The following is a 21,770-nucleotide window of genomic DNA, read 5'->3' as shown; positions in this document are numbered from 1 at the left end:
TAAAAGGAAAAATAATACTAAACAAAGCTTAATGTAAAGATTTAAATAGTACGACTTTTTAAATAAAATATATTACTACATGGCATAAACTACCATAATTATTTAATAAAAAGGCAATACATACTTTAAAAACCATGTAGTAAAACTTTTTTAAATGCACTAATTTAAAAAAAGTTCATAAAACTAAGGAGACAAAAAATGGTTCTTTCTAAATTAAAAGAAAGATTCGCAAAACAGGAAAGTAAAGGAGACAAAAAAATGAAAGTAGCAATTTTAGGTGCAGGATGTTACAGAACACACGCTGCAAGTGGAATTACCAACTTCGCAAGAGCATGTGAAGTTGCAGAAGCAACCGGAAAAGAAAACATTTCTATGACCCACTCAACTATTGAAATGGGTGCAGAATTATTAGAATTAGCTGGTGTAGATGAAGTTGTTGTATCCGACCCAATATTTGACGGAGAATTCACTGTAGTAGATGACTTCGATTACGCAGAAGTAATTGCAGCACACAAAGCAGGAAACCCAGAAGAAGTAATGCCTGCAATCAGAGCAAAAGTTAACGAATTAGCTGAAACCGTACCAAAACCAGCAAAAGGTGCTATTCACTTTACTCACCCAGAAGACTTAGGTATGAAATGTACTACCGATGATTCTGAAGCTGTAGCTGACGCTGACTGGGTAATGACCTGGTTACCTGAAGGTGGAATGCAACCTGACATCATCAAAAACTTCGCTGATGACATTAAAGACGGTGCAATCGTAACCCACGCATGTACTATTCCAACTCCTGGATTAAACAAAATCTTCGAAGATTTAGGTAAAGACGTAAACGTAGCTTCCTACCACCCAGGTGCTGTACCTGAAATGAAAGGACAAGTTTACATCGCAGAAGGTTTCGCAGACCAAGCTTCCATCGACACTTTAATGGACTTAGGTCAAAAAGCAAGAGGATCTGCATTCACATTACCTGCTAACATGGTCGGTCCTGTATGTGACATGTGTTCCGCAGTAACCGCTATTACCTACGCAGGTATCTTAGCTTACAGAGACACTGTTACTCAAATTTTAGGTGCTCCTGCTGGATTTGCACAAATGATGGCTAACGAAGCTTTAACTAATGTAACTGCATTAATGCAAGATGAAGGTATCGACAAAATGGACGATGCTTTAAACCCTGCTGCATTATTAGGTACTGCTGACTCAATGAACTTCGGTTCCTTAGCAGAAATCGTACCTACCGTATTAGATTACTTAGGCAAAGACGAATAAACACAATAAGTTATAATTGTTGGTTTTACCAACAATTTATTTAACTTATTTTTTAATTGTTATGAAAATAGCCATTAAAAAATAAGTTATTTATAGAGAAAATAAGTTATAGTTTGGTGTTAACTTGATTGATGAAATTTTAGATAAAGCAAAACAAGGACAAGAATTAAGCGATGAGGAATTTTTAGAATTGTTAAATATCGAGAATGATGAAGATTTGGAAAAATTGTTCAAGATAGCTTGCGATATAAGAGATAATCAATCAAAAGTAATCAAATTAACATCAACCGTACATCTTACAAACAAATGCCAAATCCAACCAAGATGCGAATATTGCGGATTTGCAGAAGAAACTTCCGAAAAAGGATATTATAATGCATTTTACAAATCTAACGAAGAAATACTGACTGCAGTGAAATCCATTCAAAAAGCACATATTCCTAGAGTAAGCTGTTCTGGAGGATACGGCTATAAAGGAAAACAGGCAGTGAATGCATGCAGGATTGTAAAAGGAAACTCCGATTTGGAAATTCTTGTGAATGTAGGTGGAGACTTAACTGAAAAGTCTGTACAAGAGTTAGCTGATTTAGGTGCAGACACCATTTGTTGCAATTTAGAAACAATTAACGAAGACGTGTTCTATCAAAGAAAACCAGGAGACTCACTGGATCAAAGAATACTGACATGCAAAAGAGTAAGTGATGCGGGAGTCGGCCTATCATCAGGATTACTTTTAGGTCTTGGTGAAAGCAAAGAAGATAGAATAAAACACTTGCGTTACTTATTTAATTTTAAAACATTGGAAGAAATTCCAATAATGGGTTTTAATCCATATGAAGGCACTCCAATGGCAGATTACCCTGCATTTCCACTTAAAGAACAGTTAAAAATGGTTGCAATTACACGAATAATGTATCCTGAAATCACAATTACAATGCCAACTCCAACAGTCGGTCCTGAAAATGTTGAGTTTTCACTTAAAGCAGGAGCAAATAATTTAGCAACTGTAATAGCTGATAATTACCCTCATGAGGTTAAAGGAGTGGGCTCTCCGGAATACGGCAATTATACTGAGGTTGTCAATGTGATTGAAAAATTGGATTTAATACCTCAAACTATTTAATCTCTTTTTTTTAGATATGATAATATGGCATTTGAAAAGATGATAAAAAATGCATTTGAAGAATCTAGAAACAACTGCAGATTCGGAGATACCATTGAAGAGATAACTGAACTTCAAGAATATATCAAAAATGCAAAAAAGATATGCATACCAAATAAGAATGGAATAAAGGTAGAAGTTTTAAATAAAGTTTTAAAAAGCTATGGATTGCCAGAAGCAGAAATACTTCAAATTAATACAAATACTGCAGATACAAGTAGAATTCCTGCTCTTGCAAAAGCATACATGGCCCTTGACCAAAGTGATGCTGATCTAATTATTGCAAGAGGTCGTTTAGGAATTCCAGGTTCAGGATCACTGCTCGTTTTCATCGACAATAAAGGAAGAATACTGACTGCTGGAACTTCTCCATCACACGTAATTCATAAAAAATCGATTGAAAAAGCGGTTTACGAGGAAGCCTGCGAAGCTCTTGAAAAAATTGGTTTTAAGAAGGTTGAATAATGAATGTTGATACTGGAATAACATCTGAAGTATTCACAATCAAATCCGAAACCAAACTGGTTGATATCTTTAATGAGATTATTTCAAAAAAATCCGAAGCGGTTTTTGAATATATTGAAAGCTTAAATCTTGATAAAAACACCAGGATAGTCGTTATCGGAACTTATTTTACGGGCGTTGGAATCGTTAAAAAATTAAGCGAAAAATATGAAAACATTTTATTGATTGACATATATCCCCATCTTGAAGAATTACTCTACACTAATCTTGGAGGAACACTAAAAAGCAAAGTTGATTTTTCATCTGACCTTAATCTAATTTATTCTGGAGATGTTGTTATTGATACAACCGGTTTCGGAGGCATTGATGTAGAGCAATCCTCAAAATTTGATGTTGAATCATTCATAATAGAAGATCCTGTAGCAGAAGATAATGATGAGCTTTTAAAAAATAAAAATAACATTCATGATAGATTAAAAGCAGTTAAATCCCGAAATAAAGCAATCATAAAAACAAAAGGCATTGATACGAAAACATCAGGAACAATGACATTAACTATCGGTGCATTAACAAATTTATTAAACAAGTTTCTTGAAAAAGAGGGAGTGCTTTATTGCGCCTGCGAGATGGGATTTTTCGAAGAAGTCATTTTTAAAGAGAAAAATATTGACAAATTCATCGAGCGAACAAATGTGAACGCTTTTAAGATATCCACGATCAAACCATTTGATTTGGATGAACTAATTAGTGAAGAAATAAATAAAATTAACACAAAAATGATTTAAATGAAACTCAAGGAAATAATCGAATTTTTAGAGGGGAAAATACCTGAATCATTAGCGCTTGAGAATGATGAGGTGGGATTTAAAAAAGATTATGACCTAGAACAGGACATTACCATAATTAAAATCTATATGGATTTATTGCCTCAGGAAAACAAAAATTATAAAAATACGTTAATAATAACTCATCATCCTCCCTTATTCACACCAAAAACGCCAACTTACACAATACATTCCAATTGGGACATAATAGACGGCGGGGCAAATGATGCTCTTGCAGATACCCTAAATTTAGATGTTATTGATTATTTCGATGATGAAACAAATATCGGAAGAGTCTGTAAAGCAAATCAGAAATTCATTGAATTAAAACAAAGCATTTTAGATAAATTTTCTGATGTGAGAATCGTGAACAATTTAGCTGATGAACATATTATAAAAAAAGTGGGAATAATATCCGGTTTTGGATTGAAACCCCCAAAATACATCACATTAGCAAAAAATAAAAATGTGGATATTTTAATTTCAGGCGATTTAACTCAAGAAACTGCAATTCTTGCAAAAAATTTAGGAATTACCTTAATTGATTTAAACCACCATGACAGTGAAGTACCAGGATTACATGCACTTGGAGATCTCCTGGCTGAACTTAACATTACCATTGAAGTTATTGACGAGAAACCTATAGAACAATTAAAGTGATAACATGACAAATGATGAAATCCAAAAAATGGAAGACAAACAAGTACCTAAAGGTAGAATTGACTTAATAGGATGCGGAAGGTTAGGTTTAAGAATCGGAATAAACCTAATGCAAGTCCATAGAGGAGGTCCAAAGGTTATTGGTGCTTTTGATGGCCAAAAAATAGACGGCGGAGATGTCATTTTTACACTTCTTGGAGCTGAAATAGGCCAAAACAAACCTGATTTCATTAAACAGCTCTGTACTCATAAAGAAGAATTTAGAAACATTATCAGCTATCCGGAATACATTAATGATGAAAATCTTGATTTAATAGAAGGTGATGTTGTAATCATCGTTATCGCTGGAGGAAACACAATACCTACTGCGGCCAAAATAATAAAGCACGCCCACAAAAAAGGGGCCAAAACTATTGGAACCGCCGGAATTTTCGGATTTGGAGATGAAAATATTGAAATCAAGGACATTTCAGAATACGATGACTCCAATCCTGCTGTTGAAGAACTAAGAAAACAAGGAATAACAGAAAATCACTTAGTTTTAACAACAAACAAATTAATTAGAGACAATGAACCTGTAACACCATATACCTTGGATGAGGTTGCAAAAGTCATTACAATGAATGCCTTAAAATTACTGAGAGATAAAAATGATTAAAATAGCAACAGCAGAATGTTTCACGCAAGGGAAAATTGGAAGAGAACTCCATGCACTGGCTCAAAATTACGAAGGGAACTTTGGGAGAGAATATATTAAAAACCCTAAACATTATGGTGATTTTGATTATAATGACCTTAGCGTGACTTGCAGTTTATTTATACCCACCATTGAAGCTGTCGTGAAAATATTAAATGTTAAAAATCCTCCAAAACCAGATAAACTAATAAAAGGAATTAAAGTTTATGATGAAAAGGGAGATAAAACCGTGAGCAAAATCATGGCTCAGGCTGTGAAAGATTTGACAGATTGTGACATAGGCATTGGAACTACAGCAGGAGTTGGTCGTGGAGGAATATCAATAATTACTGACAATTATGAAATTACAACCAACACTGATGTTCATGCGGATTTATGTGAAAACAACAGTGAAAACTTGTCCCAAAGGTCAGATGCAGGAATTGAAAAAACATTAGAAATAACTTTGCTGCTTTTAAACAATAAAATCAATGAAATAAAATCTTTAAAAGATGTGGAAATTATAGAGAAATGAGAATATTGTTAGATATTCTCTAATTCCTTTAAGATATATCTTTTTAATATTTCAACAGCTTTTTCACCGTCTTCATCTAAACGTACTGCATCTAAAGGATTTAAATCATAAGTTTTGACTACGGCATCTGCTGAAATATTTTTAATTGGACTTACATCCTTCTCTTTTAGAATTACAGATGCACAATCATCCCCACAACCTGTTATTGTAACTATTTTTGCATCATCTAAAATTGGTGAGCAATTGTTTGGCTGGGCAGAGTATTCAGTTATGCATGCTGCAACAACATTATCATTTTCCAAAGCCAGTTCTACACTGGCTGCCCTTACAACCAAACCGAGTGGGCTTAATCCACTACATGAAACTAATGCTATTTTTTCACACATTTCAAGACCTCTTTTTCATTTTTTCATATCTTCTTTTAACTTTATCATAACCTCTTTTGTAAAATGGGCATCTCAAGAGACAATCATTACATCCTTCCCGGTGTGCCGTGCACATCTTTCTTAAAAAATTGCCGTTCTCATCAAATGCATCTTCAGGACACCTTTCAATGCAAACACCGCATGTTGAGCAGAATTCCTTAACCCACAACATGTCATTTTCACTCTTATATGGCAAATTTTCGATTGAAGTGTGAATCATGAAAAAGCTAACTGCAAGCCCATCTTTAAAAAGGCACATGTTGCTTCTTGTTATTGCACAGTCATTAGACTGCATGGCTATTGCCCTCATGCTTAGATTATCGTCCAATGGATGAATTAAATCCGCCTGAAAACCATTTTCCCTTAAAAAATCTGCAAATTCATAAACATGCACCCCATATTCCTGGAATTCATCATCCATTAGCTTGCATTTTTCAGCCGAACGATTCATATTTATTAAATTATCACCCATCAAAAACTTGAAAATAAGTACATTATCAAAGTCTATTTCAAATTCATTTTTAAACTCGTCGGATAATTTTGAATAGCTTATTCCTGTAAAATCATATTTTTTAGCCAAATCTAGCAATTCAGCTAGCAATTCATCGGAAATTTCCCTTTCAGGATTTTTAGGATTTTCCAGTTTATAAAAATTAGGAAGAGGTTTGTGGTATCTAAACCTCTCGAATGCTACATCGCTCATTTTCTTAAAGCTTCAACAGCTTTTGGGAATTCTTCACAGAATACTTCAATTTCCTCTGTAGGAATTGAGAAACTTATACGCAAGTACTTATCTCCAAAGTCTTCAGATGTATATTCTCCTTCTCTTGTGAACAATTTCCTCTCAATCAGATAATTTGACATCTCCTTAGGATCGATTCCTGCACCTGACAAATCAATTACCATCATGTTTGCATCGGATGGATACACTGGCAGGAAAACCCCTTCAATCGGTTCTATCATTTCACTGATTAACCTTTGGTTTTCAAAGCAGGTTTGCCTCATGTCTTCAAACCATACTTGTTTTGACTTTAAACCTGCTATTGCACCATATTGAGAAATGATATTTACTCCAAGGTCATTAATAACTGCATTTTTAATTGAATCGATTATAGGTTTTGATGATATGACACCACCTATTCTCAAACCGGCCATCCCAAATATTTTTGAGAAGCTGTAAATTGTCAATGTTTGGCCAGGAGCATAATTTTCAACGAGGAAATGCTCGCGTGCAAAGTCCTTATAGGTAATGTCATGCAATAAGTACAAATCGTTTTCTTTTGCGATTTCTGCAAATTCTTTTAATTCATCTTCATCATATGATGAGCCTAAAGGATTTAAAGGATCGATTAAAATTACCATGCGCGTATTCTCATCCATATTTTCACGCAAAAGGTCAGGAGTCAATTTATAATTGTTTTCTTCGAAATAGATTGGAACATACCTTACTTCGCCCGCAAACCTGTTTGCAAAGTCTCCGATGATAAAGTATCCAGGATCGGATAATATTACATTGTCTTCAGGTTCCAGCAATGCTTGCATGCATAAGTATAACGATTCTGTTGCGCCGGAAGTCAATAGAACTTCCAGATCTTCAAATTCCAAATCGTCCAAAATCAATTGTTTAAGCTCGCTGAATCCCTCAGGGGCAGGATATTTGCAATATGTCTTTTCCTTAATGGCATCAATCATTGCATCGGCTATGGTGTCATCATGCAAATGATTTGTATTTTGACCCATCCAAATCATTTCCTTATCCATATACATGTCTTCGAAAAAGTCATTAGCGCACTCATAACCTTCCGGAGGCACCCTTTCGGTTTTCTGAAACTTTTTTCTCGGTTTTTTAATATCAAAATCCTTATCCCTCATAATATCACTAGCAATTCCAAATAATATTTATTCTGTATCATCAATGAACGTAATCTAAATAATTCCTCTTGAACTAATGGAAAACATTGCCTGCTTTCCTTCAGGAATGCTCCTATGGCGTATTAAGGTGGCAACACGTTTGTTAACCTCATCGCCACGATCCAGTTGGATTATCACCTTACTCCAATATTGTAAAATTGTTCCCCCTACTGCCCTGACGTCATTGTTTCCTTCATCATCAAAGGCATTGTAAATCTGATTTGTCAATACGACGGCCACATCATACTTTCGAGCAATCTTGGACAAAATTCCCATTTGTTTTCCCAATTCCTTATTCAATTTGGATGATTTCATGTCATCCACCCTGTATAATGCTACAGCCGAATCCAAAATGATCAAATCAACATCACGATGGTTTTTTCTAAGCCAAAGCTCTATCGCTTTTAGATTATCATTCTGTTCTGAAAAGTTAGTCGGCTCGAAAACTATTATGTTATTAGCTACTTTTGTAAAGTCCGGACCTGAAATTTGCTTAATCCTATCAATGGAAATTCCACCTTCAGTATCTATATAAATCACTTTTTTTCCGTTTTTAGCAACATTAGCTGCCAAAGTTAAAGCAATATTACTCTTGCCTGAACTGGGCGGACCGAATATTTGGGTCATTACACCCTTTTCAAAACCCCCTCCCAACATGGCATCAAGTGAAGAGTTTGATGGAATTTTATGATTGTCCTCAAAATTAGCTAATACTTTCATAATTTAATATTGATTTTTATAAAATATATAAGTTAATGGCGGAAACAAAATTACCGATGAAGATTGAAAAAAAATAGAAGTTGTTATTTTCTTATTATTTTCGGATTGCGCTGGGTTAAATCAATGATTTTTGATGCGTGATTTGATTTTAAGTCACCTACATCAATGACCAAATCGACATCGCAATTCAATTGCTCTAGAATTTCTGACGGATTCGATAAAACATCCTCATCAGATATATTTGCACTGGTGGTTGTTATCGGGAAAATGCTGGCCAATCTGCAGGCAATCTGATTGTCCGGAACTCTAACTCCAACATACATGGACCCGCTAGTTACAACCCTTGGAACGATTTTCCGTTTATTTAAAATAAATGTATAGGGGCCTGGAAGATGGCTGTTGATTATCTCCTTTTGCGCAATTGAGACCTTTGCAACAAGATTGATGGCATTTACATCAGAAACCAAAATTGACAATGGCTTTAAAAAACTCCTTTGTTTTAGATTAAAAACTCTCTTGACTGCCTTATTGTCAAATATATTGGCTCCCAAACCGTAAACAGTGTCAGTCGGATACAATACGACACCGCCATCAGCCAATACATCAATAGCTTCACTAATAATTTTTTCATCCATTTCATCATTGCTTGTTTTCAGTACTTTCATTTAACTTTATATTAGATAAGATATTTAATATAAATTATGCTTCAAAGTTTAAGACCACTTTTAACAAAAATACTGAATCCGCTTGCAAAACATTTGAATATAAATCCAAATATCGTAACTGTGATTTCCCCATTCGTTGCCCTTCTTGCAGCATATGGATTTGCAAATAAGATGTTGATTTTAGGAACAATAGCCATACTGCTTTCGGGATTTCTGGATGTCGTTGACGGAGCCGTTGCAAGATACCATGACAGGTCTTCCAAGTTCGGTGCGTTTCTTGACTCCACAATGGACAGGTTCGCAGATGCAATCATATACATCGGAATAATATTTGGAGGCTATTGTGATTGGTTTATTGGCGTTTTGGCAATTCACTCTGCAATATGCGTAAGCTATGTAAGGGCAAGAGCGGAATCTCAAGGAGTTGAATGCAATGTTGGAATAGCCGAAAGGGCTGTTCGTATGGTCATCCTAATGATTGGAGCATTAATCGGATACTTTGTAGGAGACATCTACTTTACATACATCATTTACATTTTAGTAATCCTATCCTACTTTACTGTAGCTCAAAGAATAGTACATGTTTGGAGGCAATTGAATGAGTGAACTTGAAAGTCCTGAAAAAATAGCAAAAGACATTGCAAAACTAGAGAGAAATTTAAATCAAGTGGCCGACATCACTTTTGAAGGAAAGCAAAAAGAAGTTTATGATAGGGCTGTTGATTACTGGAATGATTCGAAATATTACCTTGAAAAAAAAGATATGAGGACTGCATTCGGATGTATCGAATACAGCCATGGGCTTTTAGATGCCCTAAGGATGATTCATGGAATCATCTAAACATCGATTTTACTATTTATCAGAGAATCATCACCTGCCGAAATCACTTCACCATCCAAAACTTCAACAACTCTGTCTGCTAGTTTAGCCACATCCATATCATGAGTGACAATTATCAATGTTACATTTTTATCTTCATGCAAATCGATTAGAAGCTTAAGGATTTTACTACTTGTTTTGGAATCTAGTGATCCTGTTGGTTCATCTGCCAATATTATTGATGGGTTGTTTGCAAGTGCTCGGGCGATAGCTACCCTCTGACGTTCACCACCGGACAACTTGTTCGGCAGGATATCAGCCTTATCTCTAAGTCCCACATCATCCAACAGTTTCAATGCACGGACCTTCATCTCGGCCGAAGACATCTTCTGAGTATACATCGGAATTTCAATGTTTTCGCGAACGGAAATATTAGGAATCAGATTATGCAGCTGGAAAATGAACCCAATTTTTTTAGCTCTAAATTCGTTTAACTTTTTAGATTTACTTAAATCTTGGCCTGCAACAGTTATTGAGCCTGAATCCGGAATGTCTAATGCTCCAAGCATGTTCAATAAAGTTGATTTGCCGGATCCTGACGGACCAATGATCGATACGAATTCCCCATCGGCAATTGTGAGATTTACTCCATTCAACGCCTTGATTTTGCCATCCTCATAGCTTTTATACAAATCTTTAATCTCTACAGCATTCATTTTAACACCTCACTCATACCTCAACGCCTCTGTTGGTGGCAATTTAACTGCCTTGATTGCAGGGTAAAGTCCTCCAATGACTCCAACGATTATGGCTATTGCAAATGCCTGAATAAATATCTTTGGAGTGAACAATGGAGTTATTCCAATCTGAGGGCCTAAAAGAGTGCATGCCAAAAATCCTATTAAGGACCCGATGATGGCAGACACTATTGTAATTACAAGAGACTCGCCGACAATCATTGTTAATATTTTTTTATTTGACCATCCGACAGCCTTCAGAACTCCGATTTCACGGGTTCTTTCAAAGACTGACATCAACATGGTGTTGATGATGCCCAAACCGCCAACGACAATTGCTAAAAGTGAAATGGCCCATGTTGATGCCTTAAGCATGTTCAGCATGTCTCCCATCTGCTGCATCTCCATGACTGAAGTGATTGTTGCAATATCATCACCGTATAACTCATCGATTCTATCCGCAACAGCCTGAGGGTCTTCACCTTTTTCCACTTTAACATAAATGTTTGAAATTGAATCCTCATCGTTCATCAAATCACCAACCTTGGAAATTGAAGTGAATACCGCTCCAGCAGTGTTTTGATCTCCTGTTTCAAAGATTCCGACAACCTCAAAGTCTTCGCCATCTATTTTGATAGAGTCGCCTACAGAGTAATTGTTATCATCCGCATATATTTCACCCAGAATAACTTCAGATTCGTTATCCTCAAATATTCTACCCTCCTTCATGGAAATGTCCGCCAAGGTAGTACCATTAGGGTCAATACCAATCAGGGTATTCATGAAATCATCCCCCACTGAAGTCAGAACAACATAAATGGGATAAGCCTCCTCAACTCCTGAAACGTTAGCGATTTTATCAGTCCAATTTGCATCGATGGTGTTAGTTCCATATGCCGAATCCCCCGTTTCCTTTCCTGAAATGGAAAAATCAGCACCTCCCGCATGAATTGTATCTTCAAAGGTATTTACTAACCCATCTGTGATTCCACCAAGAGCAACGATTACAATAATTCCAATTGCAATGCCGACGATTGCCAGAACTGCGCTGTTTTTCCTCCTGAATGGATTTTTAAGAATAAATTTTAAAAATGACATAATACTAAATAGTATTGTAACATATAAATAACTAATCTCCTCATTAACCAAGATGCAAAAAACGGGTGATGAAATGCACAGGAAAATGCTTTTAGAAAATGTTGATAAGATTCATACCACTGAAATGGGAATAGGAAGAATTCAAAAAAATTTAGGAATTGACGATGAGCCTGTAAGCTATTGCATTTCTAAGCTTAAACAGGACAATGCGACAGTTACAAAAGAAGGTAAGAATTACTATGTTAATGTTGACGACTGCATAATAACCATCAATTCAAGCAGTTTTACCATAATAACTGCTCATAAAAACTAATTTTAAAAAAAAGTAAAAAAAGAAGAGATTTTAAATCTCTTTAAATCTAATCATCCATATCTTCAAATCTGGATTCTAATTTTTCCATTACACCAGGAAGTGAAGTGTATTCCATTTCTTCAGCAGGCAATCTGTGAGGTTCAAATGGACCGTGTCTTCTGATGTAAGTTGCGATTTTAGCAGCTTGTTCACGGGTTGGGTCGAATGCAGGGTCATCGAATAAATCGACTGGTCCGATTAATTCACCGTTAGCTACTTGGAAACCTAATCCTACTACTCTAGGTGGTCCGTCGAATCTGATTGGGTTTGCTTCTGCTTCAGATACAGGCATCATTGGACCGTTGTGGGATCCTCTCATCCATCCGCTTACCATGTGTGGGAATGCAAATGGATCTACACATTCTCCGTTTGCAGGGAAACCAGATTGTGCTCTTACAATACATACTGGGTCGTCTTTACCGACGTATTCTCCAGCCATCAAGTTTAATCTTTCGGTACTTACTGCAGCTGCGATTTCACCGTTTTTCTTCCATACTCTTTTAATTACATATCTTCCGGTGGAACCGATTAATGCAAGCAAGTCATACATTTCTTCAGGACAGTTTAAGACAACTTTTCTGTGTTCAATTACATCAAATACTTCAAATTTGAATCCATCGTGTAATGATGGGTCGATTACAAGACCTGCAGTATTGAATGGGTCTGCAAACATTCTGAATACTGGCAAGTTGAATGCACCAGGTTCAGTTTTGTCACAGCAGAACACTAAAACAGGGTCAGATGGCCTTTCTTCAAATTCAAATTCTGCAACACCTGGACCCATACCTTTGATGTTTCCTGAGAATGTATCGGATAACAAGTCTTGACCTGCACCGTATAATTTCAATTCACGTGCCCTTTCGGTAGCTTTCATGAATGCATTGTATGCAGTTTTGTGTACTTCTTCGTTTTCTTCCCCTTTATCGTGGGTCATAATTAAGTCTATGTCATCTCCACAACGAGATATGTAGTAATCTTTCAAGATACCTGCTTCTAAAGCTTCGTTTAGAACTTCGTCACAGATATCCATTAATTCAGGGTGTGCTACACAGTGACCGGAAACACTTCCAATATCAGCTTTAATTACACTAACAGTAGTTTTCATATTTATAACCTCAATTAGTAAATTAGTTATTTACTAGACATATATTATTTTTGGATAGTATACTATATAATTATTATGTTAGGCGAGTTATTCAAGGAAAATTAAAAACAAAAAAAGAAAAAAATTGAAAAGATTAATCGATTTTTCTAATATTTTCAAATGCCTTTTGAACCTCAACATCCTGGTTCATGTCTTCGCAGGCCTGCTTTACCCTATCCAAATCCGCACGAGTTTCAGGATATCTTGGAACAGCACTGCATCCTCCATCATCTATTTTAGATATTTCAAATGTTCCAATTTCCTTAGCAATAGCCGTGATTTCCTCTTTATCAAGGCCTATCAACGGAGATAAGATTGGCATGTCAACACCATATCTGGTAGCCAATATGTTTGACAAAGTCTGTGAAGCGACCTGGCCGACACTGCTTCCATCTACAATCGCATCAGCCCCCAATTTGATGGCTAATTTTTCAGCTATCCTATACATCCCTGACTTGCATAAAACGCAGGTCATCTTCTCTGGAGCCTTGTCCTTTGCAACAGTAAGGTATTCCCCATAATCAATTACACTCTTCTTGATTGGAACCCCCTTTGCATAAATATTCAGCCGGTCAACCAATTCATTGAAAAGCTCAGTGACTTTAGGGCCTGAAAAAGGGTCGTTATTGCAGTGAAGAGCAACAACCTCACATCCCCTTTTCATCATCAGATATGCTGCAACTGGAGAGTCTATCCCGCTTGAAAGCAAAACAACGACCTTTCCTTGCGTTCCTAATGGAAGACCTCCAGGGCCTTTGATCTTTTCATGATAGATATATGCATCGCCTTCCCTGATTTCAACGAAAATAGTCAAGTCAGGATTTGTCAAGTCCACTGGCGCTAAAACAACACTTCTTACAACTCCCCCGCAATGTGCAGCCATTTCCTGGGAAGTGAAATCATGCGTTCCAACACGCCTGCATTTAATCGCGAACTTTGTATTTTCATCCAAAATGCCCTCAGTCATTAAATCTTCAGTGTATTTGGCCAATGTTTCATCAATATCATCATAATTGGCATGTGTTGAGGTTGCAGGAGAATAGGAAACCACACCGAAAACCCTGTTCAATTTTTCTATCCCTTCATTGAAATCCTCTGGAAAGATATATATTCTTCCCTGATTTCGCACAACATCACAATCAAAAGTGGCTCTAATGTTTTTTACTAGCTTTTTTTCAAATCGGGACCTTATTTTTGGGCTTTTTAATCCTATTTCGCCATATCTTGCAATAATCAAATCATGATTCATCTAAACACTCTCTTTATTTAAGTATATGATAAAAAAATAACAACTGTTAATACTAATTTTAAACATGACAAAGAATATAAATCTTATGTTAAGTCAACGAAGTATTGTTAATTATATAACTCAAATTATATTTACTACAAAAATCAAATTAAACAATATAATATTTAGGAGGGATGATTATGAAATTAAGAAATATGATTCTAGCATTCTCTATAGTGCTCATATTGCTATTATGCGTAACCAGCGTTTCCGCATCACAGCAAGATGGCAACCTTACAGTTGATGATGGCACTGCAGAATTGGAAATTGATGATGAACATTCTAGTGCAATAGAAGTGAATTCAAGTACCGATAAACTTATAAGCGATAATTCAGTCCAGTCCATTAAAAAAACAGACAATACCTCCAACATTGCTAAAAACGCTAAGACTGGAAAAATAGCTCCTAACGTGTTGTGCGGCCAAGGATTCATTTACAAGCAAAATAAATATGTAAAAGTGAAAGTGTATGACACTGATCCAGATACTTACAAAACCACATTCTACAAAAATGTCAACTTAACCGTTAAACTGAAAATTGGTAAAAAAACTTATACCTATAAGGTAAAGACCAATTATAAGGGAGAAGCTAAAGTGTTTAATGTCAAAAACCTCAAAGTGGGAACATACAAAGTGACCATAACAACACCCGACAGCAAATACCGCATTAACGAAAAAGATACAATAGTAATCTATGGCAAAACTAAAAATACCGTTACACTCCCAATGAAGAAGACAAATTATGGAATAGAAAATAGAAAAAAATTAAAGATTGGAGATACTATTTATGTGTTCTACGAGCCACGTGACGCTCAATATCAAAAAGGAGTTTATGCTGAAAGTTATCTTACAAAAGACCCATTAGATGGACTCTCACATACAATGGTTACCAAAGCCAAATTCTTCTTTAAAAATAAAAAGACCGGAAAGATTGTTACCAAAACTGCAAAACTAACTGAAGACAAGTTCCATGGCTGGAAACCAATTTCAGTTAAACCAATCGACGGATATGTTCCAATCAAGGCAAAAGTATGGTATTTGACCAGATAAGAGATTAAATATCTCTTATTTCTTTTTTTAAAAAAATAATTAAATATAAGAGAAATGAATTTCCCTTATTTGATTAAATCAACTGCAGTTTGAATAGCTTCATCCATTTTGTCTGCATTTTTACCTGCGCCTTGCGCCAATGTTAAACGGCCTCCGCCGCCGCCACCTAATACGCCGGCTGCAGTCTTGATAATTTCATTTATCTTAATTCCATTATCAATTGCAGCATCTGAAGCTGCACCTACGATTTTACCGTCATTGTTTCCCATGATTACTACATCTGCCTTTCCGTTATCTGTGAAGTCAGTAGCCATTTTCTGAAGCTCCTTGAAGTCCGCTTCAATCAATTGGGAAATAACTTTCAAACCGTTGATTTCATCAAAATCGTCAGCTAAAGAGTTCATTTTTAAAGCTGCAATTTCTGATTGCAATCTATCGATTTCATTTTTCTGCGCTTTCCATTCAGTGAAGAACCTTTCGCATGTTTTAGGCAACTGATCATTTTCAACCTTGAATATTGCAGAGCTTCGTCTTAAGATCTCATCATCATGCTGCATGGAATCGATTGCTGCAAGACCTGCTGAGAAATCAATTCTTTCGACACCGTCCTGAACCCTTTCAGTCTTGTTGATTTTGATCGGTCCGACCACACCAGTCCTCATGACATGTGTACCTGCACAGGCCTGCACATCAACTCCAGGGATTTTTACCACACGAATCATCTTGCCAGGAACGATACCTCCTTGATAGAGCACAAATCCGTATAATTCCTGTGCCTCATCTCGTGTGTGGAATTGAATATCCAAATCAATGTTGTCCATCACATATTCATTGGCCAATTTTTCAATTTCATTTAGCTCTTCCTGCGTGATGCGCTTGTAGTGTGACAAGTCAATACGTGCTCTTGTAAGACCATTTTGAGAACCTGCCTGCCAGATGTGTTGGCCCAATACCTTCCTTGCAGCCGCAATAACCAAGTGGGTTCCTGTGTGGTGGCGAGCAAGAGTTATCCTTCTGTTCCAATCAATCTCGCCGGCGACTTTTTTGCCGACTACGTCATTTGGCATGTCCCCATCTACATGATGCAAGACAACATTGTCGATTTTTTCAGCATGTTTCATTTTAAAGACATTTCCATCAATGGAAACTTCACCAATGTCGGATGGTTGTCCTCCTCCTTCAGGGTAGAATGCTGTTTTATCAAAGATTAAGCATTTGTCACCATCCTTTTCGATTAAACCTAAAACTTCCGCCTCAAATTCTTTTTGGTAGAAATCTTTATAGAACAATAAGTCAGTTTCAGGGAAATCTACTTTGAATGTATCTTTTTTACTTGTTGTATCCTTTTCATGTGCACCTGCAACCAGAGTGAAGAAATTGTCCGGAACATTAACAGTGAAACCATCTCCTGCCATTTCAACAACGGTTTCAGGAGGAATTCCGTGAGCATCATACAAGTCTATCAGCATGTCAAGAGGCATTTCGGATTTGCCCTCTTTTTTAAGTCTTTTGATGGATCTTCTGACAATGCTTTTTCCTTTTTTGACTGTTGTGGCATATCTCTCTTCCTCTAAAGTGATGATGTTCATGATATGCTCTTCGGAGTTGCGGATTTCAGGATAGAACTTGGATAAGAAATCCAGCTGTATTTCCATCACATCAGCCAAGGACTCTTTCATGTTTAAATCCTTCATGAACCTGATTGTCCTTCTTAAAACCAATCTTGCCAAATAACCCTCTTTAACGTTTGATGGGATAATGCCGTCTGCCAGCATGAATGCCAGACATCTTGTGTGGTCTGCAATGATATATATTGCTTCCATCGGTTCGGCCGCCTTTAGGTATTCATCTAAAGAGAGATTTAAACTTTCTGCAACTTGAGCTCTGAGTTCTTTTAAATCCCCAATGTCTTCAATGTCCATCATGCCCGCAATCTGCGCATTCCTTCCTTGAATGTCTTCGTTGATTTCAACACCGGTCAATTCTTTTAACTTATCCACAACCGGTGCAAAGCAGGCATCATAAGCTGTTGGAGTTCCTTGGGAAATCCACGCTATACGTTCCAGACCATAACCTGTGTCGACAACTTTAATCGGGATTTCCTTTTTGGATCCGTCTTCTAAGGTTTCATATTGGATAAATACCAATGTTGCAAGCTCTACGCCTCTGCAACAGACTTCATAGCAAGGGCCTTCATTACCTCCTCCAGCCCACCAGGACTTGATGAAAGTAATCTCTTCTGTGTTGATTCCGATGTGTGCGAAAAACTCATGGCAAAGCCTAATGGTTTCATCTTCCCAATAAATGAAATCGTCTTCCTTGTTAATTACAGTGTGTGTCCCCATTGTAAAGCATGTCATGTGACGGCCAGTTCTTCCCACATTGTCAACATCGTTAAGCCTGATTGAAGGCTGAGCCATTTCAATGGGATTCGCTGGAGGCTTGACAAGACCTGAAGTTATCCATGGCTGGAAACAGAATATGGATGCTCCAACTAGGAATACATCATCCCTCCATCTTTTAGCCAAAACGGGATATCTTGGGACATGTGTGTGCCCTTCGCTTTCTAAAAATTCTCTAAAAACCTTTTGGATTTCATATAAATTGTATGACCTGTCAGTTGCAGGATTTGCAATAAACTCATACTCATCACATGGAGCATCCCCACAAGTATCTCTGTCCACTTGGGAGTAAAACTCCTGTCCGCAGGTTTTACAAGTTTGTTTTTTATAACCAAGTTCATCAAAAATTTCTACCATATTAATCATTAGAAAGTATGTTTTTTACTTAATAAATAATTAATGAAAATATGATTTAGGAATTTTTGAAATGTTTTTTAAAGAGAGTGATGATTCTGTTAGCAACATCTATTGCATAATCCGTATTGTAAAAAAGCCAATTATTATACTCTTTAGTTCCTTTTGAAGGAACTTCAAGATAGTAATCAGATTGATGTCTTAATTTTTTTAGAATATTGATATCCTTTGCTACCACTTCATTTATATTTCCACAAAAAGGTCCTTTACGTTCTATGAAATTCGGCAATCTCCTATGCTCCCCATAAGGATTTGAAATATAATCTGTGTTATCTGACAATAACTCTCGAAGGAATATGAAAACAGCATAATAAGTTCTTGAAAATATTGTTCTTTTAACTGAAGAACTGGAAGATTTTAATTCTAAGACTTCTGAATTCAATTCACAAGACAATTCTAAGAAATCCAATGGATTAAAATCTTCAAATTCCATCTTATCCAATTGCATCACCTGAAACAGTTACAAAAAGAGCACATTCCCTATAAGCATCATACAATCCATTATTTTTACAAAAAATTCGAATATCATCACGAACTTTAGCATCTAATACTCTTTCATCTTTAAAAGACAATTTAACATTGTATCGTATGTAAAATTCTATTGCCGGAAAACCGCATTCATCAAAATTAGACCTGTGGACTGAAGCCAAACAATCATATTTTGGAATAACTTCTCTCAAAATGAACTCTTCGATTCTTTCAAAAGGATCATAGCCATAGTTTTCAACAACCTGATTTAAGTCTGCATAATTTATCATTTTTTCACCTGATAATTTTTTAAACATATGAGTGCACATCCTATGCTATTCAATAATATAATCCTTATTTTATTTTAAAATAGTCAAACTACTACCTAATGAATAATCACAGATATGTTTGTGTGCAAAAACATATAAATGGCCCAGTTATAAATGAAAACAATATTTCAAAGTGAAAGCAATTTTATCAAATGAAAACAATTGAAAAATGAGTAAAAAATAAACGTATAAAACAGTTGTTCACAACAATGAACTGATCTTAAAAAAAATAAATAAAAAAAAGAAAGGTGATAGATTTAAAAAATCTATCCGAAGAGAGCGCCTAAACCGGCTGCTGCTTCTTCTTCAGAAGCTTCTGCCTCGTCCTCTTCTTCTTCCTCTTCTTCTTCAACAGCTTCTTCAGCTGCAGGTGCAGCTGCAGGTGCTGCTGCTGCCATAGCAGTAGTTTCCATAGCTTCGTCGATGTCAACATCTTCTAAAGCTGCGATTAAAGCTTTGATTCTAGCATCATCAGCTTCAATTCCTGCTGCTTCAATAATACTTTTAACATTTTCTTCGTTAATATCTTTTTCTGCACTGTGCAAAATCATTGCCGCATATATATATTCCATGTTATCACCATTAATTTTTTAAAGTGTTAGTTTTTAATAAATAATTTTAATTTTAACCGAAGAGAGCTCCTAACCCAGCTGCTGCTTCTTCTTCACTACTTTCTTCTTCTTCCTCTTCTTCAATGACTTCTTCCTCGACTGCTGGAGCAGCTGCTACAGCAACATTAGCAAGTTTGTCAGCCAATTCGTCATCAATAGCACCAGGTGCGTCAGCAACTTCGGATGCTAAAGCTAACATTTTAGCTTGTGCTAAGCCGATAATTGGTTCTGAAGTTTCTGAAGTCATAATTGCTCCTTCTACACCAACATTGATAGCTCTGGTGTATGCGAGAGTAATAATAGTGGAAATAGTTTCATCAGTAGGTATAGCTGCGTTTACAGATAAGTTGAATGCGCTTCTGAATGCATTTTGTACGTCAGCTAATGTTTGTTCTTCATCGATTGCAAGTACATCGGAAGTATAAACTGATCCTTCTTCGTATACTGCTTTTAAGTCTATTCCTACTTCCATCGGATTAATGTCCAATCTTGATAAAGTAGCTGCAACTTGTTTAGAAACTTCTTCGCCTGCTTCGACAACGACAGTTTCTTTTTGAACGCAAATTTTACCTTTATCAATTTTTGCAGGAATTCCAACTTGTTGTAATTCTCCTAAAAATGGACCTGGTTCAAATCCGGTGTCCCCTTCAGGCACAACAATATCATCAGGAGCAATTGTTCCTGGTTTTGCAGGAGCAGATGTTTTGCTGTCTTCTAATATTTTGTACAATTTGAAAGGATTCATCTCGGTTGCAACAATTGCAATTTGACCTTCCATATGTTCTGATAAATCAACAATGTTGGTTTTTTCAGCATTACAATCTTCAAGAGCTAAATTAATAAGATTAATTTTAGACATTCTGATAACAGCATTGCCTTTTAGAGATTTTCTCATTTCTTGGAGCTGTTTTGCAGGAATGTTTTCTAAGTCAACAAGACCTATAACATCATAAGCATCGATAATGTCTTTAAGCTCTTTAACTTCTTCCTTTTTCCATTCAGCAACATGAGCCATTAGATCACCCTCACTACTGGTCCCATAGTTGTTTTAATAAACATGGACTTTATTTGACTTCTTCCTTTTTCTAAATTGCGGTCTAAGACTGTAAGAACAGTTTCCACATTTTCAGCTATTTCCTCGTCTGACATGTCTTGGCTTCCAACAACAATTTGAATACTTGGTTGCTGTTTTACACCAACTTTGACAGTACTTTGTAATCTTTCTAAAAGAGGATCCAATTTGATACTTGCAGGCACTGGTTTTGGCATTTTTCCACGAGGACCTAAAACTGGACCTAGGAATCTACCGACGAGTGGCATCATATCAGCTTGAGCTACTAGGAAATCAACAGAGTTCGCCATTTTTTTGGCTGCTTTTCTGTCTTTTCCGAACGCTTCCAAATCTCCTTTATTAATTACAGTGTCAAGACCAGCATCTTTAGCTTGAACAATGAGTTCCCCGTCAGCAATGACACCGATTTTAATCGGTTTGCCACGGCCGTTAGGAAGAGTAACTTCCTCATTAAACCTATTTTCTGGCTTTCTGACATCTAAGTCACGGATATTAATAATAATATCTACGGACTCAGTGAAGTTTCTCGGCTTAGATTGTTCTTTTGCCTCCTTCACCGCGTTAATTACATCTTGTGTCATATTCATCCCCCATGAACATATGTTCATTGGATTATTTTGGTTTCATGAGTATCGATTACAAGAAAAAAATTCTTAAACGATTGCATGAAT

General features: G+C 36.3%; 26 protein-coding genes. 11 read left to right on the top strand and 15 right to left on the bottom strand.

Annotation, left to right across the window (positions count from 1 at the left end):
• Window positions 1–258: 258 nt before the first annotated feature.
• The 7 genes from hmd (at window position 259) to IJE64_RS04500 (ending at window position 5,594) form a co-directional block, all read left to right on the top strand.
• Window positions 259–1,272: a 5,10-methenyltetrahydromethanopterin hydrogenase gene (hmd, locus tag IJE64_RS04530; protein ID WP_292782804.1), complete on the top strand. Its 1,014-nt coding sequence runs from the start codon at window positions 259–261 to the stop codon at window positions 1,270–1,272.
• A gap of 124 nt (window positions 1,273–1,396) precedes the next feature.
• On the top strand, window positions 1,397–2,395 hold the full coding sequence (gene hmdB, locus IJE64_RS04525) for a 5,10-methenyltetrahydromethanopterin hydrogenase cofactor biosynthesis protein HmdB (protein WP_292782647.1): 999 nt from the start codon (window positions 1,397–1,399) through the stop codon (window positions 2,393–2,395).
• Window positions 2,396–2,419: 24 nt separating this feature from the next.
• Entirely contained in the window at window positions 2,420–2,899 is a 480-nt protein-coding gene (locus tag IJE64_RS04520) for a DUF3236 domain-containing protein (RefSeq protein WP_292782644.1), read from the top strand.
• Complete coding sequence (locus IJE64_RS04515) at window positions 2,899–3,684, top strand: SAM-dependent methyltransferase HcgC family protein (protein ID WP_292782641.1); 786 nt, start codon at window positions 2,899–2,901, stop codon at window positions 3,682–3,684. The genes IJE64_RS04520 and IJE64_RS04515 overlap by 1 nt, the downstream gene beginning before the upstream one ends.
• Window positions 3,685–4,383: a Nif3-like dinuclear metal center hexameric protein gene (locus tag IJE64_RS04510; protein ID WP_292782638.1), complete on the top strand. Its 699-nt coding sequence runs from the start codon at window positions 3,685–3,687 to the stop codon at window positions 4,381–4,383.
• Window positions 4,384–4,387: 4 nt separating this feature from the next.
• Window positions 4,388–5,041 (top strand): hypothetical protein, encoded by a 654-nt coding sequence (locus IJE64_RS04505; protein WP_292782635.1) that lies wholly within the window; start codon window positions 4,388–4,390, stop codon window positions 5,039–5,041.
• Window positions 5,034–5,594 carry a UPF0254 family protein gene (locus IJE64_RS04500; RefSeq protein ID WP_292782632.1) on the top strand — a complete coding sequence of 187 codons (561 nt, stop codon included), beginning with the start codon at window positions 5,034–5,036 and terminating at the stop codon, window positions 5,592–5,594. Before IJE64_RS04505 ends, IJE64_RS04500 begins: the two co-directional genes overlap by 8 nt.
• Before the next feature lie 8 nt (window positions 5,595–5,602).
• On the opposite strand, the gene IJE64_RS04495 is transcribed toward IJE64_RS04500, so the two are convergent.
• From IJE64_RS04495 to IJE64_RS04475, 5 genes are all read right to left on the bottom strand, one after another.
• Entirely contained in the window at window positions 5,603–5,980 is a 378-nt protein-coding gene (locus tag IJE64_RS04495) for a putative zinc-binding protein (RefSeq protein WP_292782629.1), read from the bottom strand.
• Window position 5,981: 1 nt separating this feature from the next.
• Window positions 5,982–6,722, bottom strand: a complete 741-nt coding sequence (locus tag IJE64_RS04490; protein ID WP_292782626.1) for a ferredoxin — start codon at window positions 6,720–6,722, stop codon at window positions 5,982–5,984.
• Window positions 6,719–7,891, bottom strand: coding sequence for a pyridoxal phosphate-dependent aminotransferase (locus IJE64_RS04485; RefSeq protein ID WP_292782623.1), 1,173 nt, complete (start codon window positions 7,889–7,891; stop codon window positions 6,719–6,721). The genes IJE64_RS04490 and IJE64_RS04485 overlap by 4 nt, the downstream gene beginning before the upstream one ends.
• A gap of 54 nt (window positions 7,892–7,945) precedes the next feature.
• On the bottom strand, window positions 7,946–8,650 hold the full coding sequence (gene radB / locus IJE64_RS04480) for a DNA repair and recombination protein RadB (RefSeq protein ID WP_292782621.1): 705 nt from the start codon (window positions 8,648–8,650) through the stop codon (window positions 7,946–7,948).
• 83 nt (window positions 8,651–8,733) lie between these two features.
• Entirely contained in the window at window positions 8,734–9,315 is a 582-nt protein-coding gene (locus IJE64_RS04475) for an L-threonylcarbamoyladenylate synthase (RefSeq protein WP_292782618.1), read from the bottom strand.
• Between the two features lie 36 nt (window positions 9,316–9,351).
• Between IJE64_RS04475 and pgsA the strand changes: the two genes are divergently transcribed.
• Both pgsA and IJE64_RS04465 read left to right on the top strand, forming a co-directional pair.
• Window positions 9,352–9,921: an archaetidylinositol phosphate synthase gene (gene pgsA / locus IJE64_RS04470; RefSeq protein WP_292782616.1), complete on the top strand. Its 570-nt coding sequence runs from the start codon at window positions 9,352–9,354 to the stop codon at window positions 9,919–9,921.
• Window positions 9,914–10,156 (top strand): DUF357 domain-containing protein, encoded by a 243-nt coding sequence (locus IJE64_RS04465; protein ID WP_292782614.1) that lies wholly within the window; start codon window positions 9,914–9,916, stop codon window positions 10,154–10,156. Before pgsA ends, IJE64_RS04465 begins: the two co-directional genes overlap by 8 nt.
• Here IJE64_RS04465 and IJE64_RS04460 read toward each other — a convergent pair.
• Both IJE64_RS04460 and IJE64_RS04455 read right to left on the bottom strand, forming a co-directional pair.
• Window positions 10,153–10,851 (bottom strand): ABC transporter ATP-binding protein, encoded by a 699-nt coding sequence (locus IJE64_RS04460; protein WP_292782611.1) that lies wholly within the window; start codon window positions 10,849–10,851, stop codon window positions 10,153–10,155. The two genes, IJE64_RS04465 and IJE64_RS04460, sit on opposite strands and share 4 nt — an antisense overlap.
• A gap of 9 nt (window positions 10,852–10,860) precedes the next feature.
• Window positions 10,861–11,970 (bottom strand): ABC transporter permease, encoded by a 1,110-nt coding sequence (locus tag IJE64_RS04455; RefSeq protein ID WP_292782608.1) that lies wholly within the window; start codon window positions 11,968–11,970, stop codon window positions 10,861–10,863.
• A gap of 52 nt (window positions 11,971–12,022) precedes the next feature.
• On the opposite strand from IJE64_RS04455, the gene IJE64_RS04450 reads away from it, so the two are divergent.
• A complete protein-coding gene (locus tag IJE64_RS04450; protein ID WP_292782605.1) occupies window positions 12,023–12,283 on the top strand; it encodes a DUF3781 domain-containing protein in 261 nt (86 codons plus the stop codon).
• Window positions 12,284–12,329: 46 nt separating this feature from the next.
• Here the strand turns inward: IJE64_RS04450 and fbp are convergent, their stop codons facing one another.
• Together fbp and thiI are read right to left on the bottom strand one after the other, a co-directional pair.
• Window positions 12,330–13,427 carry a fructose-1,6-bisphosphate aldolase/phosphatase gene (fbp, locus tag IJE64_RS04445; RefSeq protein WP_292782602.1) on the bottom strand — a complete coding sequence of 366 codons (1,098 nt, stop codon included), beginning with the start codon at window positions 13,425–13,427 and terminating at the stop codon, window positions 12,330–12,332.
• A gap of 133 nt (window positions 13,428–13,560) precedes the next feature.
• Window positions 13,561–14,715 carry a tRNA uracil 4-sulfurtransferase ThiI gene (gene thiI / locus IJE64_RS04440; RefSeq protein ID WP_292782599.1) on the bottom strand — a complete coding sequence of 385 codons (1,155 nt, stop codon included), beginning with the start codon at window positions 14,713–14,715 and terminating at the stop codon, window positions 13,561–13,563.
• Between the two features lie 179 nt (window positions 14,716–14,894).
• Here thiI and IJE64_RS04435 point away from each other — a divergent pair, with 179 nt between their 5' ends.
• The gene (locus tag IJE64_RS04435; protein ID WP_292782596.1) at window positions 14,895–15,803 is read left to right on the top strand and encodes a hypothetical protein; all 909 of its coding nucleotides are present in this window, start codon (window positions 14,895–14,897) and stop codon (window positions 15,801–15,803) included.
• 65 nt (window positions 15,804–15,868) lie between these two features.
• Here IJE64_RS04435 and alaS read toward each other — a convergent pair whose 3' ends face one another.
• From alaS to IJE64_RS04405, 6 genes are all read right to left on the bottom strand, one after another.
• The gene (alaS, locus tag IJE64_RS04430) at window positions 15,869–18,571 is read right to left on the bottom strand and encodes an alanine--tRNA ligase (protein WP_292782593.1); all 2,703 of its coding nucleotides are present in this window, start codon (window positions 18,569–18,571) and stop codon (window positions 15,869–15,871) included.
• A 46-nt stretch (window positions 18,572–18,617) separates the two neighbouring features.
• Complete coding sequence (locus IJE64_RS04425; protein ID WP_292782591.1) at window positions 18,618–19,061, bottom strand: hypothetical protein; 444 nt, start codon at window positions 19,059–19,061, stop codon at window positions 18,618–18,620.
• Window positions 19,054–19,377 carry a hypothetical protein gene (locus IJE64_RS04420; RefSeq protein WP_292782588.1) on the bottom strand — a complete coding sequence of 108 codons (324 nt, stop codon included), beginning with the start codon at window positions 19,375–19,377 and terminating at the stop codon, window positions 19,054–19,056. The genes IJE64_RS04425 and IJE64_RS04420 overlap by 8 nt, the downstream gene beginning before the upstream one ends.
• A gap of 305 nt (window positions 19,378–19,682) precedes the next feature.
• Window positions 19,683–19,988, bottom strand: a complete 306-nt coding sequence (gene rpl12p, locus IJE64_RS04415; protein ID WP_292782585.1) for a 50S ribosomal protein P1 — start codon at window positions 19,986–19,988, stop codon at window positions 19,683–19,685.
• 52 nt (window positions 19,989–20,040) lie between these two features.
• Window positions 20,041–21,042 (bottom strand): 50S ribosomal protein L10, encoded by a 1,002-nt coding sequence (locus IJE64_RS04410; RefSeq protein ID WP_292782582.1) that lies wholly within the window; start codon window positions 21,040–21,042, stop codon window positions 20,041–20,043.
• The gene (locus IJE64_RS04405; protein WP_292782579.1) at window positions 21,042–21,680 is read right to left on the bottom strand and encodes a 50S ribosomal protein L1; all 639 of its coding nucleotides are present in this window, start codon (window positions 21,678–21,680) and stop codon (window positions 21,042–21,044) included. Before IJE64_RS04405 ends, IJE64_RS04410 begins: the two co-directional genes overlap by 1 nt.
• Window positions 21,681–21,770 lie beyond the last annotated feature (90 nt).

This window comes from Methanobrevibacter sp., assembly GCF_017409525.1.
GTDB lineage: Archaea > Methanobacteriota > Methanobacteria > Methanobacteriales > Methanobacteriaceae > Methanocatella.
This window is presented reverse-complemented; position numbering and strand designations above follow the sequence as displayed.

Coding starts and splice junctions, on each gene's coding strand:
- IJE64_RS04490 (WP_292782626.1), bottom strand. CDS start 6,722: ATGAGCGATGTAGCATTCGAGAGGTTTAGATACCACAAACCTCTTCCT.
- IJE64_RS04455 (WP_292782608.1), bottom strand. CDS start 11,970: ATGTCATTTTTAAAATTTATTCTTAAAAATCCATTCAGGAGGAAAAAC.
- IJE64_RS04520 (WP_292782644.1), top strand. CDS start 2,420: ATGGCATTTGAAAAGATGATAAAAAATGCATTTGAAGAATCTAGAAAC.
- hmd (WP_292782804.1), top strand. CDS start 259: ATGAAAGTAGCAATTTTAGGTGCAGGATGTTACAGAACACACGCTGCA.
- rpl12p (WP_292782585.1), bottom strand. CDS start 19,988: ATGGAATATATATATGCGGCAATGATTTTGCACAGTGCAGAAAAAGAT.
- IJE64_RS04515 (WP_292782641.1), top strand. CDS start 2,899: ATGAATGTTGATACTGGAATAACATCTGAAGTATTCACAATCAAATCC.
- IJE64_RS04495 (WP_292782629.1), bottom strand. CDS start 5,980: ATGTGTGAAAAAATAGCATTAGTTTCATGTAGTGGATTAAGCCCACTC.
- IJE64_RS04435 (WP_292782596.1), top strand. CDS start 14,895: ATGAAATTAAGAAATATGATTCTAGCATTCTCTATAGTGCTCATATTG.
- IJE64_RS04475 (WP_292782618.1), bottom strand. CDS start 9,315: ATGAAAGTACTGAAAACAAGCAATGATGAAATGGATGAAAAAATTATT.
- pgsA (WP_292782616.1), top strand. CDS start 9,352: ATGCTTCAAAGTTTAAGACCACTTTTAACAAAAATACTGAATCCGCTT.
- IJE64_RS04505 (WP_292782635.1), top strand. CDS start 4,388: ATGACAAATGATGAAATCCAAAAAATGGAAGACAAACAAGTACCTAAA.
- IJE64_RS04450 (WP_292782605.1), top strand. CDS start 12,023: ATGCAAAAAACGGGTGATGAAATGCACAGGAAAATGCTTTTAGAAAAT.
- radB (WP_292782621.1), bottom strand. CDS start 8,650: ATGAAAGTATTAGCTAATTTTGAGGACAATCATAAAATTCCATCAAAC.
- IJE64_RS04410 (WP_292782582.1), bottom strand. CDS start 21,042: ATGGCTCATGTTGCTGAATGGAAAAAGGAAGAAGTTAAAGAGCTTAAA.
- alaS (WP_292782593.1), bottom strand. CDS start 18,571: ATGATTAATATGGTAGAAATTTTTGATGAACTTGGTTATAAAAAACAA.
- IJE64_RS04460 (WP_292782611.1), bottom strand. CDS start 10,851: ATGAATGCTGTAGAGATTAAAGATTTGTATAAAAGCTATGAGGATGGC.
- IJE64_RS04500 (WP_292782632.1), top strand. CDS start 5,034: ATGATTAAAATAGCAACAGCAGAATGTTTCACGCAAGGGAAAATTGGA.
- IJE64_RS04485 (WP_292782623.1), bottom strand. CDS start 7,891: ATGAGGGATAAGGATTTTGATATTAAAAAACCGAGAAAAAAGTTTCAG.
- IJE64_RS04420 (WP_292782588.1), bottom strand. CDS start 19,377: ATGATAAATTATGCAGACTTAAATCAGGTTGTTGAAAACTATGGCTAT.
- thiI (WP_292782599.1), bottom strand. CDS start 14,715: ATGAATCATGATTTGATTATTGCAAGATATGGCGAAATAGGATTAAAA.
- fbp (WP_292782602.1), bottom strand. CDS start 13,427: ATGAAAACTACTGTTAGTGTAATTAAAGCTGATATTGGAAGTGTTTCC.
- IJE64_RS04510 (WP_292782638.1), top strand. CDS start 3,685: ATGAAACTCAAGGAAATAATCGAATTTTTAGAGGGGAAAATACCTGAA.
- IJE64_RS04465 (WP_292782614.1), top strand. CDS start 9,914: ATGAGTGAACTTGAAAGTCCTGAAAAAATAGCAAAAGACATTGCAAAA.
- IJE64_RS04405 (WP_292782579.1), bottom strand. CDS start 21,680: ATGACACAAGATGTAATTAACGCGGTGAAGGAGGCAAAAGAACAATCT.